Consider the following 14,579-nt stretch of genomic DNA (forward strand, 5'->3'; position numbering starts at 1 on the left):
TAGAATTCCACATTTTTTAGGATTTGTATACTAATATGATTAAATGGTTTAAACGAAGCCAAAGTGAAGCTCCGCCTGAGAGCACCGAGCAACAGGAAATCGAAGAGTCTATTTCTGAGGTAGCTCCAATTCCTGTAGAACCTAAACTGGAAGCCACCAAAGAAGGTATTTTTGCTCGTTTTCGCAAAAGCTTAAGTAAAACACGTCACCAATTGGGTGATGGTATTGGACGGCTTTTATTAGGTAAAAAAGAGATTAGCCAAGAATTACTGGATGAGCTAGAGACCATACTCATCACCGCGGATCTTGGAATTAATACGACGCAAAAGGTATTAAAACAAATCGCCGAAGGCTTGGAGCGTAAGCAGTTAGCTAATGGTGAGGCAGTTTATGATGCTCTTAAAGCGCATTTACAATCCATTTTAACTCCAAAAGATACCCCTTTAACTTTAGAGACCGAAGATCATTCGCCTTTTGTTATTTTAATGGTTGGCGTCAATGGCGCCGGAAAAACGACCACGATTGGTAAATTAGCGAAACAGTTTCAACAACAAGGCAAAAAAGTTATGTTGGCTGCAGGGGATACGTTTAGAGCGGCAGCTGTAGAGCAATTGCAAGTTTGGGGTGAGCGAAATGATATCCCTGTCATTGCCCAACATACTGGGGCAGATAGTGCCTCAGTGGTCTTTGATGCGCTGCAAGCAGCAAAAGCGCGTAAAGTCGATGTACTTATTGCTGATACCGCCGGACGTTTGCATACCCAGGGCAATCTGATGGATGAGTTGAAAAAAGTAAAAAGGGTCTTGCAAAAGCTTTGCCCTGAAGCACCTCATGAAACGATGTTGATCTTGGATGCAAGCATAGGGCAGAATGCATTAATACAGGCACGACAATTCCATGAGGCAGTGAAATTAACGGGCATTACCATGACCAAGTTGGATGGAACTGCCAAAGGTGGAATATTGTTTGCTATTGCGAGTGAATTAGAAATACCCTTTCGTTATATAGGGATTGGTGAAGGGATAGAGGATTTACGTCCCTTTAATGCTGAACAATTTGTTGGTGCATTGTTTCATGATCACATTTGAGCAGGTGAGTAAACGGTATCCTGGTGGCTATGAAGCCTTAAGCAATGTTAATTTTTCGTTACAAAAGGGCGAAATGGCGTTCCTTACCGGACATTCGGGAGCGGGTAAAAGCACTTTATTGAAGCTAATCGCCCTTTTAGAATGGCCTACGTCTGGACAATTAACAGTGAATGGCGTGCGTTTAAATCATTTGAAACGTCGCGATGTAGCGGCACACCGCAGTCAATTAGGCATTACCTTTCAATCGCCTTATTTACTGAATGATCGCAGCATTTTTGATAATGTCGCCTTACCTTTACAAATCCAGGGCACTCCTTATCCCATGATTGCAAAACGGGTTCATGCTGCTTTAGACATGGTCGGTTTATTAAGCAAGGAAAAAATGCTGCCTCCTCATCTCTCTGGAGGAGAGCAACAACGGGTTGGCATCGCGCGTGCTGTAGTACATAAACCGGCTTTATTATTGGCTGATGAGCCTACTGGAAATTTAGATCCCAAGCTGTCTACGGAAATTATGTCCCTATTTGAGCAATTTAATCAGGTTGGTGTAAGTGTATTGATTGCGACCCATGATTTGCCTTTAATTGCCCGCATGAAACATCGAATTGTCATGCTGAAAGGAGGCAGGGTATGTTAAAGAAATTACAACCGTTTATTGCCTATCATGTCCAGGCTGCAACTCAAAGTTTAAATTATCTGTGCAGCAAACCGGTGGCGACCTTAATGACTTCAGTGGTGATTGCAATTGCTTTGGCATTGCCCGCTCTTTTTTGGGTATGTACCGATAATATCAATAAACTGACAGGTGATTGGAAACGAGGCGGCCCAATTTCTATGTATCTAAAACCTAATTTGACGGAAGCTGAACAGCAACAACTTGTACAGAGGGTGCGTGATACTGAGGGGGTCGGCCGGGTTTCATTAACATCATCGGCAGAAGGACTCGCGGAATTAACAAAGCAAGAGGGAATGCAGGATATCATGCGTTATCTTCCTGAAAATCCATTGCCGGCGGTTGTGGCTGTACAGCCAGCCCTATCGGTTGATTCTCCCATTAAGTTGGATCAGCTGGTCCAACAGTTGCAAGCCTTGGTGGGTGTTGAGCAAACGAAGGTTGATATGGAGTGGATTAGTCGCCTTGACGCGCTGATACGATTTGCTTCGCATTTTGCCGATGGCTTATTAGTCTTGCTCGCCTTAGCGGTAGTGCTGATCATCGGTACGACATTGCGTTTAGCATTACATAGTCGTCAGGAAGAGATTCAAGTTTTAAAGTTAATTGGTGCTAAAGATCCCTTTATCCTTCGGCCTTTTCTATACTCAGGAATTTGGTATGGGGTTATTGGGGCTGTTTTCGCTGCCTTTTTAGTGAACATTTTTATTTTAAGTTTAGCAAGAGCAGTTAATCACCTAGCATTTGTATATCAAATGCACTACTCGATTGATCTTCTTTCAATGCGCCAAATCTTGCTACTCATTATATTTGCTATTATACTAGGTTGGTTAGGGGCCTGTTTGTCGGTAAAACGGCAACTAGCTTCTATAGAACCTCAATTGTAGTTTAATTCCAAGAGGAAGACGTATGAGTCAACATTTGCAACTTGCTGCTATGAATTTACCGATAGGCAGTCTTGATGCGTACATTCATAGAGTTAATCAAATTCCTATGTTAACTTTGGAGGAAGAGCTTGCCTATGCCGAGCGTTTTCATTCTGAAGGGGATCTTGAAGCAGCTAGACACTTAGTTCTTGCTCATTTACGCTATGTTGTTCGAGTTGCTCGAGGCTATTTAGGCTATGGTTTGCCTTTAAATGATTTAATTCAAGAAGGCAACGTTGGGTTAATGAAAGCTGTAAAACGATTTGACCCTAAAATGGGCGTGCGCTTGGTTTCTTTCGCAGTCCATTGGATTAAAGCGGAAATCCATGAATTTGTATTGCGCAATTGGCGTATTGTTAAGGTTGCGACTACTAAAGCACAGCGCAAGTTATTTTTTAATCTTCGTCAGATGAAGAATCGCTTGGGGTGGTTTAGTAATGAAGAAGTTGAAGCTGTGGCAAGAGATCTGGGTGTCAGTACTAAGGACGTTCTGTTGATGGAGCAACGTTTGAATGCGATGGATTCTCCATATGAGGCTTCTGATGCGGATGATGGTGATGATTTCCATGCACCAGAGCGCTATTTATTTAATGCAGAAGATGATCCCGCACTGGTGTTAGAAAAAGAAGACAGTGGGGATCAAGGTCGCGAGAAATTAATGCTGGCCTTAGAGCAGCTTGATGAGCGCAGCCAAGATATTTTGCAGCAACGCTGGTTAGCCGATGATAAACTGACTTTGCATGATTTAGCAGAAAAATATGGTGTATCTGCTGAACGTGTGCGACAGCTTGAAAAAAATGCGATGAAGAAGTTACGTCAGTATATTGAGGCGTAGCCGGATAGTTTGTTCCCTGCCAAATAATATAATATTCTCGAATTACCGCGGTCAAGGCGGTAATTCGATTTTCTATTTACAGGCTCCAGCATTGCTTGTACTAAGTAGGTGAGCAGCACCAATTACTCTAAAAAATCTCGCACCAAACTCTCCACCCGCTCGTCCATTAATACACTGACATGATTCGCGTCTGTCAAAATTCGCAAATCCGCATTAGGGTACTGTCTACAAAAACGGATAGATTCCTCGGTGCTCACCGTTTTGTCTAAGTCTCCATGAATACATAAAAAGGGAATATTCGGGGATTGGGAAATGAAATGATTTAGTTGTATCCGATTTAAACCTACCTTCGCATCTTCTTCCATGAGATGACGCAGGTGAACATACCCATGTCCACTAAGCTTGAATTTTTTAGCAACGTGAGTTACTGGACCACGCATGTGCGTGGGAGAAGCAATTAATATGGCACGTTCCGGTTTATGAAGTAATCGCCATTCCGGAAGTTGTCCGGATAAATTTAACGTATTAAGCAACATGGAACCACCAAAAGAATGCCCAATGGCTCCATAGAAAGGACCATATTGGTTTACGGTTTCCTTAATTACGTTGACGGCATCCATCCACGGCAATTGTAGCCCTTTGGCTTCACCATGAGCGGGGAAATCAATGGCATATACTTCATATCCTTGTTGTTGCAAAGAATCAATAATTCGCATCATATAAGCAGCGCGAGATATCCAGCCATGAGTAATAAGAATTTTTTTATCTTTAGTTGTTTTAATGGGGAGAAACCGATGTAATACGTGATGACGGGGATACTCCTTATGAATTACCTCCGTACGCCTTTTCTCCATAATTTCACAGGCTAATTTGGCAAAATTTCGATATTCTTTTTCTAGGGGGAAATGGATGGGCGTAATAAAAACTTGATAGCAGAATTTCGCATGTAATAAATCCCTAACGTATGTTAATGATGTAGTTAACATGATATTAATTCCTTTCATTTTCTTTTAGTGTAGACCAATTTTTTTATTGATTCACAATTCGTTTATTATCAAATGGCTATATATTAAAAATCCCTTATATTTACTCATAAAAATCACAGCCTTTTTTATGCACTACCCAGGTTAAATTACTGGACATTTAATTAGATTCACCTAGACTATCGTTACTGTTTATTTCAGGGATAGTACATGCATACTTCAAACTATATTTATCATCAGGATGAACTGGAACTTCATGGTTTTCTGGCTTACGACTCTTCTAAAGAAGGTACTCGGCCCGCAGTAATTGTAGCTCATGATTGGTCGGGACGTAATGAATTTGCTTGCCAAAAAGCAACGATGCTTGCTGAAATGGGTTATCTTGGCTTTGCACTGGATATGTTTGGGAATGCTCAGATTGGCAAAACGACGGAAGAAAAATCAGCATTAATACAACCCTTGGTTTCTAATCAAGCATTGTTTCGTCGACGTTTGGATGTTGCTTTAAAGACGGTTCTCTCCATTCCTGAAGTAGATAAGGAGCGGGTTGCGATCATTGGCTTTTGCTTTGGCGGCATGTGTGCTTTAGAATTAGCACGCTCAGGGGCTGATATCAAAGGTGCGGTTAGCTTTCATGGGCTACTGAATAAGCCTGGAAGTATGAAGTCGGGCCCCATTAAAGCCAAGATTTTAGTTTTGCATGGTTATGAAGATCCTCTGGCAAATCCCGAGCAAGCCAATGCGTTTTGTCAAGAAATGACTGTAGCAAAGGTTGATTGGCAGTTGCATATGTATGGTCAAGTGCAACATGCATTCACCAACCCTAATGCTCATGATACCGAATTAGGCTTAATGTATAATTCCACTGCAGCGAAACGTTCCTGGTTGGCAATGACTAATTTTCTACAAGAAATTTTTTAGCTAATGGCACATTCTCCTCCCTCGTATCCTTTGCAGGAGGATGTGCTGTGTGCAATGTGGCATTAAAGTCCAGCATGATCTTTTTTTTGTTCGATCTGGGGCGCAGAAAATTACTGTCGTGTATAAGGTACGATGATTTTTAAAAAAATTATATCCTTAGAGTGTCGCTTGTCAGACAATAAAGAATTATAATCCCTCAAATATAGCTCCGCTTCTGTGTTTTTTTCATAAGCCTTTTACTATTGATGCTAAATATAATATATTTAAAGTATAGGGTTTTCTGTGCTTTTTTATCAAAAATCAATGAAGTTGTGGAAATGGTGCCTTTAGTAGGAGCAAGCCAACTTGAGTTTTTCATCCGGTGATAACACTATGCAGTTGCATCATTTTTTTGAGCGATCCGTCGATCGCTTTGCCAGTAATATTGCTTTAATTTGCGATAATGCTTTTATTTCATACCAAGAATTAGAATGTCGTGCTAACCAGTTGGCTCATTATCTTGTTGAGAACAACGTATCAAAAGGCAGCATTGTCGGTATTCTTTTAGAACGCTCCGTTGAATGCTATATTGCCATACTCGCTTCTCTTAAAGCAGGAGCAGCTTACGTTCCTATTGAAGTAGATTACCCTGAGGAGCGAATTAATTATATTTTTTCTGATCTGCAATTTACGGCAGTGTTAACCTCCTCAAGCCAATTAGCACAAAAAAAACTAGCATGGCCAAAGGCTTATGCGCTTGATGAGCTTAATGAGGAACTTTCACAACAGCCGACCAAAAGACTGACCTCAGTTTCAAATGAGCAAGATGCAGATGATTTATGTTATGTCATTTACACTTCAGGCTCGACTGGCAAGCCCAAGGGAGTAGAAATTCCACATAGCAGTATTTGTCATTATGTAACCGAGGCAAGTACTCTTTATGCGATAACCAGCAATGATCGTGTTTATCAAGGTTTCTCTTTAGCTTTTGATGCCTCGTTAGAAGAGCTGTGGATGGCTTTTGCTAATGGCGCTGCTTTAGTTGCATGTACTGCAAAAGAGGTTCGCTCAGGCCTGGGTTTAATTTCTTTCTTACATCAACATCAGGTTAGTGTACTGTCCACCGTTCCGACACTATTATCTACTTTAGAAGGGCAGTTACCTGATTTACGGTTATTAATTTTAGGCGGCGAAACCTGTCCTGCCAGTTTGGTTAAAAATTGGAGCCGTAAAGGGCTTCGAATTATTAATACTTACGGTCCTACGGAAGCCACCGTTATTGCAACTTATGCGGAATGTCATCCAGAGAAAGAAATTACCATAGGCAAGCCACTGCCTGGTTATGGCGTTGTGATTGTTGATGAACATCTAAATGAAGTAAGCGATGGCGAAGAGGGTGAGTTATGCATTAGTGGCTTAGCCCTGGCCCGAGGATATGTGAATCGTCCAGAAAGTACAGCGGAAAAATTTGTAATTAATCCAGCAAATCAAGAGCGCTTGTATCGTACTGGTGATTTAGCATCTAAAACAGAACATGGTGATATACGCTTTGCTGGGCGGATTGATGATCAGGTGAAACTACGTGGTTTTCGTATTGAACTTAATGAAATCGAAGCCGTAATGATGCAATACCCAGGCATTAAGCAAGCAGTAGTTTCTTTGCAAACCCTAGATCAACCAACATTAGTTGCTTATGTTTTACTCGAAAAAAATGCAAAATTTAGTGTCAGTGAGCTCAGATCATTTTTAAAAACTAATTTACCTGATTATATGATTCCAGCGATTACAGAGGTTCTGGAATTTTTTCCGGTCTTATCGAGTGGCAAGGTAAACCGCAAGGCCTTGCCTAAACCAACTCAAGCAAAAGCAGAGACCACATATGTAGCACCCAAATCAGAATTGGCAAAAGAAATTGCCCATGTTTGGGAGAAGGTGCTGGATTATCCTAACATTTCTGCAGATGCTGACTTTTTTTATGATCTTGGTGGACATTCTCTACTGGCAGCGAAAGCGATATCTAGCTTACGTAGGATTCCTGCGTTACGAAATATATCTATTTTAGATTTATATAAAAATCCCACAATTGGCCAGCTAGAGCAAAAATTCAACAATTCAAACCCAGCCCAACAAGCAGAAGCTCCGCGTAAGCCAAAATACCGTGCCCCTCAATGGAAATATTATTTATGCGGTGTTGGGCAGTTTTTCGGCTGTTTATTGCAATATGGAGTGGGCACCTTTCAATTGTTGGCGGTGGTTTTATGCTACAGTTGGGTGACTTCAGAATATTCAATTATTTCTCGTGAATCACAGTTAGCATTTTTGGCCTTATTTTTATCATTACCTATTATTTCGTTAATGATTACCGTCGCTATGAAGTGGATTTTATTAGGCCGAGTGAAGCCGGGTGAATATCCGCTTTGGGGTTGGTTCTATTATCGTTGGTGGTTGGTACAGAAACTGCAAAAAAACTTATTTTTGGCTAAGTACCTAGTAGGATCTCCATTAGTCACGATTTATTACCGTCTGTTAGGGGCAAAAATAGGTAAAAACTGTCATATAGGCTCCATGCAGATTGCTGCTCATGACCTATTGGTGATTGGTGATAATACGTCTATTAATACGGATAGCCGGCTTTATGGATATATTGTTGAAGATGGTTGGCTGAAAATAGGTACTATTACTATTGGTAAGAATTGCTATATTGGTTCTCGGTCGGTTATTGGCTTAAATAGCGTTGTTGAAGATAATGCGGTATTGGATGATATGTCCATGTTACCTGACCAAGGTTTTATTCCTAAAGGAGCTTATTTTTCGGGCTCTCCTGCAGTCCCAGGCATGCTTCCGGCGGATCACATCGCGAGGAAAAAAGTAGACGTGGAAGAGTCAACAATGCTGGAAAATACGACGTTTGGTATTTTGCACTATTTAGGCATTGTCTTTGTTATGGTTATGTTTTATTTATGTCTGATTCCGGCGCTTTCTTTTATCAGTTATTATTATGATCAAGGCAGTTATTTCACAACGATATTCTTTGCAGTTCCTTTGGGTTCTGTTGTTTTCTTAAGTTTGTATTATCTGTGTGTCATTGTTTGCAAAAAAATTATTATGGACAAGGTAAAACCTGGCCAGTATTCGCTGAAAAGCTTTTATTATCTTCGTCATTGGATCATCGTAAAAATGCTAGATAGCGATGAAATCTCAGTGATGGCCGATACCCTTTATTTGCCGGCATTTTTGCGACTTTTAGGTGCTAAACTGGGCAAAAGCGTAGAGATGGGAGAGACCCCTCACATTATTCCTGACTTAGTAACGATCGAGGAGGGGGGGTTTACGGCAAGCTCTGTCGCCTTAGCTTGGCCCCATGTTTATCAGGGTGCAATTAATTTTGCTCCAGTTTCTGTTGGCCGTCGTGGTTTTGTAGGGAATGTTAGTTTACTTTCTGCAGGTAAAGAACTGGGTGAGCGTGCGTTGCTTGGATGTTTGTCAATAACACCTCCAGGGGATAAGGCAACAGAAGTAAATTCTGCATGGTTAGGTTCTCCAGCCGTTTATCTACCAAAACGTGAAGTTTTTGTTGGTTTTTCTGATAAAGAGACGTTTTATCCATCAAAAAAATTGTATTGCACGCGTTTGCTAATCGAGTTTTTACGGATTATTTTACCTACATCTTTTTCATTAATCGTTTTATTTAACATGCTTTATATTCTGGACTACATGTTAACAACCTATTCTTGGGGCGTTACGGCGCTTGTCTTGCCCGTTTCTGAGCTATTCCTTACTGTGTGTATGGTTGGAGTTTTAGTCGGCTTAAAATGGGTCCTTTTGGGCAAATTAAAGCCCCTAACTAAACCTATTTGGGATCCTTTTATTTGGAAAAATGATGTCATTGAATATTCTTATAACTATTACACCAATCCTCATTTAACAAATAAGGTTTTAGGTACTCCCTTTGCACTTTGGATTCATCGTTGTTTAGGAACTAAGGCTGGAAAAAGAGTATTTACTGATAGTGCTGAGTTTTCTGAATTTGATTTAATCAACATTGGTGATGATGTGTGCATTAATGCGGAAACTATAATCCAAACACATCTTTATGAAGATCGTATATTTAAGGTATCTAATGTTACCATTAATTCAGGCTGTAACATCGGTACTGGGTCAATCGTACTCTACAACACAGTAATGGAAGATAACTCTACCTTAGGAAGTCTCTCTTTATTAATGAAAGGCGAGTGCTTGCCTGAGAATACCCAATGGGCTGGTATTCCTGCACAATCAACCTTAGTTGGGGCTACCTATCAACGGGCACCTCAAGTTGTTACGATTGGTGAGGTGGTTGCAGGAGCGGTACCTGAGTTATTGTAGTGTACCGGAAAGCATATCGGCCTAAATCTAATATAGCCTGGTTGCAAGTAACCAGGCTACCCCATTAAAAACTACAAACAATAATTATCGATTAAACGAATATCGCCGATACGTACAGCCGCAAAACGGCGATTTTCGTATTCTTCAATGTATTCAACGGTTATATTTCTCGCTCTTAGATCAGCTTCAATTTGTTTGCAGGTCTTGTCTTTTTGCTGGAATAGTTGGGCAAACACTTCTGCTAATGCTTTTTCTTCTCGATTTAAACGATTATTACGAGAGCTATAAGCTAAACCGCTGGATTCCCGAATAATAGGGCAGGGGATTATGTCTATATCCATAAAAAAAGCCTTAACCATTTCACGGATCAGTAAATACTGCTGGTAATCTTTTTCCCCAAAATAAGCCTTATGAGGCTTAACCAGATTCAGTAATTTCATAACCACAGTGAGTACACCGTTAAAATGACCTGGACGATGTGTTCCTTCCATAAGCTGACAAAGTTGGTGTTCATGAACTTGATAGTTATACTGATCAGGGTACATTGCCTTTTCCGTAGGCAAAATACAAAAATCAACTCCTGACTCCTCCATAATACAAATATCTGCCTCTAAAGTCCGAGGATAATGTTTGTAGTCATCTGCTTGATTAAATTGGGTGGGGTTAACAAATAAAGTGGTGGCAGTATACTGATTTTCTTTCTGACTCGCTAAAAATAAAGAAGCATGGCCTGCATGTAAATTGCCCATAGTTGGTGCAAAGCCAATAGTGTGTTTTACGGAAAGCTGCTTTCGAAAGCTTATCCATTCATGAAGATCATGAAAAATTTGCATGAATTACTCCTACATGTGGTGCATAAGTATTTTTGTAATAGTGTCAAGCATTGCTTCTACACATATCTTGATGAGTGTAGGCGGGGCTGAAAAGCTACCATCGGAACGAGCAGCAACAATGTTGCTGGGCTTTTGAAGCCCAGCCTTTGCTTTACAATGGTTGCTGAAGTTGACGCTATTAAAAGTGCTCAGGGTATGTAAATTCCATTACCTAAAATGTATGCTCAGGTGTTGGGAAACTCACTTGATGCACTTGACCTGCGTAAGCATTAATTGCATTAAGCAATACTTCTTTGCCTTGAGCGTAGCGTTTAACAAATTTAAAGTTATGACTGGTTTGCAGGCCTAACATATCATGCCAAACCAGGACTTGTCCGTCAGTATCTATACCCGCCCCAATACCAATAGTGGGGATGCTCAATGCATCGGTAATACGCTTAGCAACCTGTTGAGGAACACATTCAATGACGAGGGCAAAGCAACCAGCTTGTTCTAATTCAAGCGCTTGTTGCACTAGGATATCTGCATGTTCCTGGCTTTTTCCCTGAACCTTAAAACCACCTAATTGGTGAATGGACTGTGGTGTGAGGCCTATATGACCAATTACGGGAACACCGGCAGTCACTAGGTGGTTAATCGTTTTACAAGTATCTGCATCACCGCCTTCGATTTTTACCGCATGAGCACCTGCGCGCAAAAGGCGAGTTACGTTTTCAACCGTTTGAGCCAGAGAAATTTTATGACTTAAAAAGGGCAGGTCGGTAATTAAAAATTGCTGTTTTAGACCACGAGCTACTGCCTCAGTATGCAGAGCCATCATGTCCATGGTTGCCGTAATGGTTGTATCATGGCCATGTACTGCCATTGCCACTGAATCGCCAACAAGAACACAGTCAATATCAGATTCAGCAATAGTACAGGCGGAGGGATAATCATAGCACGTGAGCATAGCGATTTTTTGCTGCTCTTGCTTTTTGCGTTTAAAATCATGAATTTTCATGCGGCACTCCTTAGCAGACTAAGTGGCGCATGACTAATAAAACCAAAATATACTTTAGGTACCTGTCGCATGGATCAAGTCCTCCATAAATTGAAATGATAAGGGGTCGCTGCCGTGTTGTAAGCGTTCGATAACAACGGTACGTCATTCCGGAGGAAAGATCTCCTGAATGGGGCCTTACACTTAACTATTGCATTTATGCCACATTCAGGAGATCCCTCACTGTGTTCGGGACGACGTATTCACATTTCCGCGAATACTTACTTGGGGTCAACGCGCCATGGGGCTGATAATTCTATTGTTTTAATGCAATTAACAGCCTCAGGTATCATAGTTCAAATTCAGGTAATTGAGAAGGCGTTTTTTCCTTAGCTTTCTTTGCTGGAGCCTTTAAGAGAAATAATAATGGTAAGGCACATAAAACGAGCCACATCATAAAGCGAAAATCTTGTAAATAAGCCATCAGGGTGGCTTGGCGTGTAACTTCTGCATTAAGAGAAACAAGGCCGCTAAGTGAATTTAAGGGGTAAATACCAGACTGGCTTGCTTGCTGTAAATTCATATTAAAAGGGGTTATGTAATTCGCATAGGCTGCATGATTCATTTGTGTGCTTTGGGCTAATTTGGTCATGACAATGGAGATCCCAATGCTGCTGCCGATATTTCGTAATAGGCTAAATAGTGCCGTACCATCATTACGATATTGAGTCGGTAGGGTAGCAAAAGATAGGGTTGAGAGAGGCACAAAAATAAAACCTAAGCCAAGTCCCTGAATGACTCCGCTTAAAACAATGTCATGACCACTAATATTGGCATTGAATAAGGTCATCATCCATAAGGAGTAACAGGTAAGCATTAGGCCGAGGAAGATTTGGTAGCGCGTATCCACTTTCCCAGAGATTTTTCCTACAATCATCATGGCTGTCATGGTTCCTAGCCCACGCGGTGCTAAGAGCAGCCCTACATCAATTACTGGATAATTTAATAAACCTTGCATGTAAGGAGGCATTAGCGCCATGGTCGCTAAAAGGATAATACCGATAATGAAAATAAACACTAGTCCCACACTGAAGTTACGATCTTTAAACATTGCTGGTTCAATAAATGGGCTGCGCGAAGTAAGAATATGGGTGATAAACAAGTACAAGCAGATAAGTGCAATAAGAGCTTCAATGATAATCTCATCACTATTAAACCAGTCTAAAGATTCACCGCGATCCAAAAATAACTGTAAGGCACCAATAGCAATACTTAAAAATGCAAAACCCATTAGGTCAAAATGCTTGCCAAGTTTTAATTTATTTTCTTGCAGATACATGGTTAAGCCTAACCAAGCAAAAATACCGAAAGGTAAATTAATGTAAAATACCCAACGCCAATTGTAGTACTCAGTTAACCAACCACCTAAAGATGGACCAAGAATTGGTCCAACCATGACCCCCATGCCCCACATCGCCATAGCTGAGCCATGTTTCTCTGGGGGATAGGTGTCCAGTAAAACGGATTGAGATAATGGAACTAAACTTGCACCAAAAATTCCTTGCAGTAGACGGAATAAAATAATTTGCGGGAGGGTCTGTGCCGCGCCACATAACATGGACGCAACGGTGAAACCAATCACTGACCAAATGAAAATACGTCGCCGTCCGAAATGATCCCCTAAAAAGCCAGTTAGTGGAGTGAAGATTGCTGCGGCAACAATATAGGAGGTGAGTACCCAGGAAATTTGCTCTTGAGTAGCGCCCATGCCTCCTTGCATGTGAGGCAAAGCCACATTAGCAATGGTCGTATCTAGTGACTGCATTACGGTAGCAAGCATTATTGATAATGTAATGAATAGCCTGTTTGTTACGTTCGGGCCGGGCTTATTTTCGAGCATAATTATTTAAGCGCATAACGTTTATGTTCTGTATCAATTTCCACCCAGGAGCTTAAACCAGAGCGTAGTTGAGGACTGTTTGCTTTTTGATCTAATTGAATTCGCACCGCAACTCGCTGGGCGATCTTAACCCAGTTTCCTGTAGCATTTTGCGCTGGAATAATGGAAAACTCAGAGCCAGTTGCAGGGCTGATGCTTTGGACTATACCGGTCCATTTCTGCCCTGGGTAAATATCTACCGAAGCAGTTACCTTTTGTCCTGGACGTACGTATGTCAATTCCTTTTCAGTAAAATTGGCTTCAATCCACGGATGCTCATGTGCCACCAACGACATGGCTATTGTTCCTTGAGTTACATATTGGCCTTTTTTGGGCGGGATATTGATGGTTCCTGAAACAGGGGCTTTAATTTCGGTATGGTCTAAATCAAGTTGCGCTTGTTCCAATTCGGCTTTGGCCACCAGATATGTCGGATGCTGTTCTACTGGTGCATTTACGCTGCCAGCAAGTGATTCTGCGAGGCTTTGCAGGCTATGTTTTGTTGTGATAATTTGTTGTGCTGCAACTTCAGCTCCTTCACTGGCTTCATCAAGGCTGGATTGAGACGCAAAATGTTTTTCTGCCAGGCCCAGCTGACGCTGCTTGTTGCGTAACGAGAAATTATATTTGGTACGCGCTAAAGCAATTTCTGCTTTCTTTTCGAGATAATTGGCTTTGAGTGCTTTGATATCAATACTTACTTGGGCCAATTTAGATTCTGCTTTGGCTAAGGCGACTTTATAAGGTCGTTGATCAATACGGTAAAGCAGCTGGCCTTTTTTCACCGCTTGGTTTTCTTGAACAAATACTTCTTGGATGGCTCCTGAAACTTGAGGGCTAAGCGGGATCAGGTCGGCCTTGATGTAAGCATTATCTGTTGAAACATAACGACCACCGAATAGATATAAAACCATTACTGACACAAGAACTGATGCAGGCACTACGACTAATAGAATAAAACGCTTAGACCAGAGTGTTGCTTTGTTTTCTCTTGGGATAGTCGATTCTTTTTGTTCGTTATGCATTTTCATCATCTTTGATTCTGAGTTATCATTTAT

11 protein-coding genes are annotated in these 14,579 nt (G+C 41.1%); 6 read left to right on the forward strand and 5 right to left on the reverse strand.

The window, feature by feature from the left end:
• Positions 1 to 35: 35 nt before the first annotated feature.
• Genes ftsY through rpoH form a run of 4 tightly spaced genes read left to right on the forward strand, consistent with a single transcriptional unit; the run spans position 36 to position 3,522 of the window.
• Positions 36 to 1,088 carry a signal recognition particle-docking protein FtsY gene (ftsY, locus tag E1P08_RS08485; RefSeq protein ID WP_133136602.1) on the forward strand — a complete coding sequence of 351 codons (1,053 nt, stop codon included), beginning with the start codon at positions 36 to 38 and terminating at the stop codon, positions 1,086 to 1,088.
• Positions 1,075 to 1,725 carry a cell division ATP-binding protein FtsE gene (ftsE, locus tag E1P08_RS08490; RefSeq protein WP_133136603.1) on the forward strand — a complete coding sequence of 217 codons (651 nt, stop codon included), beginning with the start codon at positions 1,075 to 1,077 and terminating at the stop codon, positions 1,723 to 1,725. Before ftsY ends, ftsE begins: the two co-directional genes overlap by 14 nt.
• On the forward strand, positions 1,719 to 2,648 hold the full coding sequence (gene ftsX, locus E1P08_RS08495) for a permease-like cell division protein FtsX (RefSeq protein WP_133136604.1): 930 nt from the start codon (positions 1,719 to 1,721) through the stop codon (positions 2,646 to 2,648). Before ftsE ends, ftsX begins: the two co-directional genes overlap by 7 nt.
• 22 nt (positions 2,649 to 2,670) lie before the next feature.
• Entirely contained in the window at positions 2,671 to 3,522 is an 852-nt protein-coding gene (rpoH, locus tag E1P08_RS08500; protein WP_133136605.1) for an RNA polymerase sigma factor RpoH, read from the forward strand.
• Positions 3,523 to 3,644: 122 nt separating this feature from the next.
• Here the strand turns inward: rpoH and E1P08_RS08505 are convergent, their stop codons facing one another.
• Positions 3,645 to 4,508, reverse strand: coding sequence for an alpha/beta hydrolase (locus E1P08_RS08505; RefSeq protein ID WP_133136606.1), 864 nt, complete (start codon positions 4,506 to 4,508; stop codon positions 3,645 to 3,647).
• A 207-nt stretch (positions 4,509 to 4,715) separates the two neighbouring features.
• Here E1P08_RS08505 and E1P08_RS08510 point away from each other — a divergent pair, with 207 nt between their 5' ends.
• Complete coding sequence (locus tag E1P08_RS08510; protein WP_133136607.1) at positions 4,716 to 5,426, forward strand: dienelactone hydrolase family protein; 711 nt, start codon at positions 4,716 to 4,718, stop codon at positions 5,424 to 5,426.
• 345 nt (positions 5,427 to 5,771) lie between these two features.
• Positions 5,772 to 9,770 (forward strand): Pls/PosA family non-ribosomal peptide synthetase, encoded by a 3,999-nt coding sequence (locus E1P08_RS08515; RefSeq protein WP_242602411.1) that lies wholly within the window; start codon positions 5,772 to 5,774, stop codon positions 9,768 to 9,770.
• 71 nt (positions 9,771 to 9,841) lie between these two features.
• Here E1P08_RS08515 and panC read toward each other — a convergent pair whose 3' ends face one another.
• From panC to E1P08_RS08535, 4 genes are all read right to left on the reverse strand, one after another.
• The gene (gene panC, locus E1P08_RS08520) at positions 9,842 to 10,603 is read right to left on the reverse strand and encodes a pantoate--beta-alanine ligase (RefSeq protein WP_133136608.1); all 762 of its coding nucleotides are present in this window, start codon (positions 10,601 to 10,603) and stop codon (positions 9,842 to 9,844) included.
• 211 nt (positions 10,604 to 10,814) lie between these two features.
• Positions 10,815 to 11,603 (reverse strand): 3-methyl-2-oxobutanoate hydroxymethyltransferase, encoded by a 789-nt coding sequence (panB, locus tag E1P08_RS08525; RefSeq protein ID WP_133136609.1) that lies wholly within the window; start codon positions 11,601 to 11,603, stop codon positions 10,815 to 10,817.
• A gap of 328 nt (positions 11,604 to 11,931) precedes the next feature.
• Complete coding sequence (locus E1P08_RS08530; protein ID WP_133136610.1) at positions 11,932 to 13,482, reverse strand: DHA2 family efflux MFS transporter permease subunit; 1,551 nt, start codon at positions 13,480 to 13,482, stop codon at positions 11,932 to 11,934.
• Positions 13,483 to 13,484: 2 nt separating this feature from the next.
• The gene (locus tag E1P08_RS08535; protein WP_242602412.1) at positions 13,485 to 14,546 is read right to left on the reverse strand and encodes an HlyD family secretion protein; all 1,062 of its coding nucleotides are present in this window, start codon (positions 14,544 to 14,546) and stop codon (positions 13,485 to 13,487) included.
• Between the last annotated feature and the right edge of the window lie 33 nt (positions 14,547 to 14,579).

The sequence above is a fragment of the Legionella rowbothamii genome (assembly GCF_900639985.1).
In the GTDB taxonomy this organism is placed as follows: domain Bacteria; phylum Pseudomonadota; class Gammaproteobacteria; order Legionellales; family Legionellaceae; genus Legionella; species Legionella rowbothamii.

What these genes read in the sequence shown, in the direction of transcription:
- E1P08_RS08510 (WP_133136607.1), top strand. Translation starts at nt 4,716, where the DNA reads ATGCATACTTCAAACTATATTTATCATCAGGATGAACTGGAACTTCAT.
- ftsY (WP_133136602.1), top strand. Translation starts at nt 36, where the DNA reads ATGATTAAATGGTTTAAACGAAGCCAAAGTGAAGCTCCGCCTGAGAGC.
- panB (WP_133136609.1), bottom strand. Translation starts at nt 11,603, where the DNA reads ATGAAAATTCATGATTTTAAACGCAAAAAGCAAGAGCAGCAAAAAATC.
- panC (WP_133136608.1), bottom strand. Translation starts at nt 10,603, where the DNA reads ATGCAAATTTTTCATGATCTTCATGAATGGATAAGCTTTCGAAAGCAG.
- E1P08_RS08535 (WP_242602412.1), bottom strand. Translation starts at nt 14,546, where the DNA reads ATGCATAACGAACAAAAAGAATCGACTATCCCAAGAGAAAACAAAGCA.
- E1P08_RS08505 (WP_133136606.1), bottom strand. Translation starts at nt 4,508, where the DNA reads ATGTTAACTACATCATTAACATACGTTAGGGATTTATTACATGCGAAA.
- ftsE (WP_133136603.1), top strand. Translation starts at nt 1,075, where the DNA reads ATGATCACATTTGAGCAGGTGAGTAAACGGTATCCTGGTGGCTATGAA.
- ftsX (WP_133136604.1), top strand. Translation starts at nt 1,719, where the DNA reads ATGTTAAAGAAATTACAACCGTTTATTGCCTATCATGTCCAGGCTGCA.
- rpoH (WP_133136605.1), top strand. Translation starts at nt 2,671, where the DNA reads ATGAGTCAACATTTGCAACTTGCTGCTATGAATTTACCGATAGGCAGT.
- E1P08_RS08530 (WP_133136610.1), bottom strand. Translation starts at nt 13,482, where the DNA reads ATGCTCGAAAATAAGCCCGGCCCGAACGTAACAAACAGGCTATTCATT.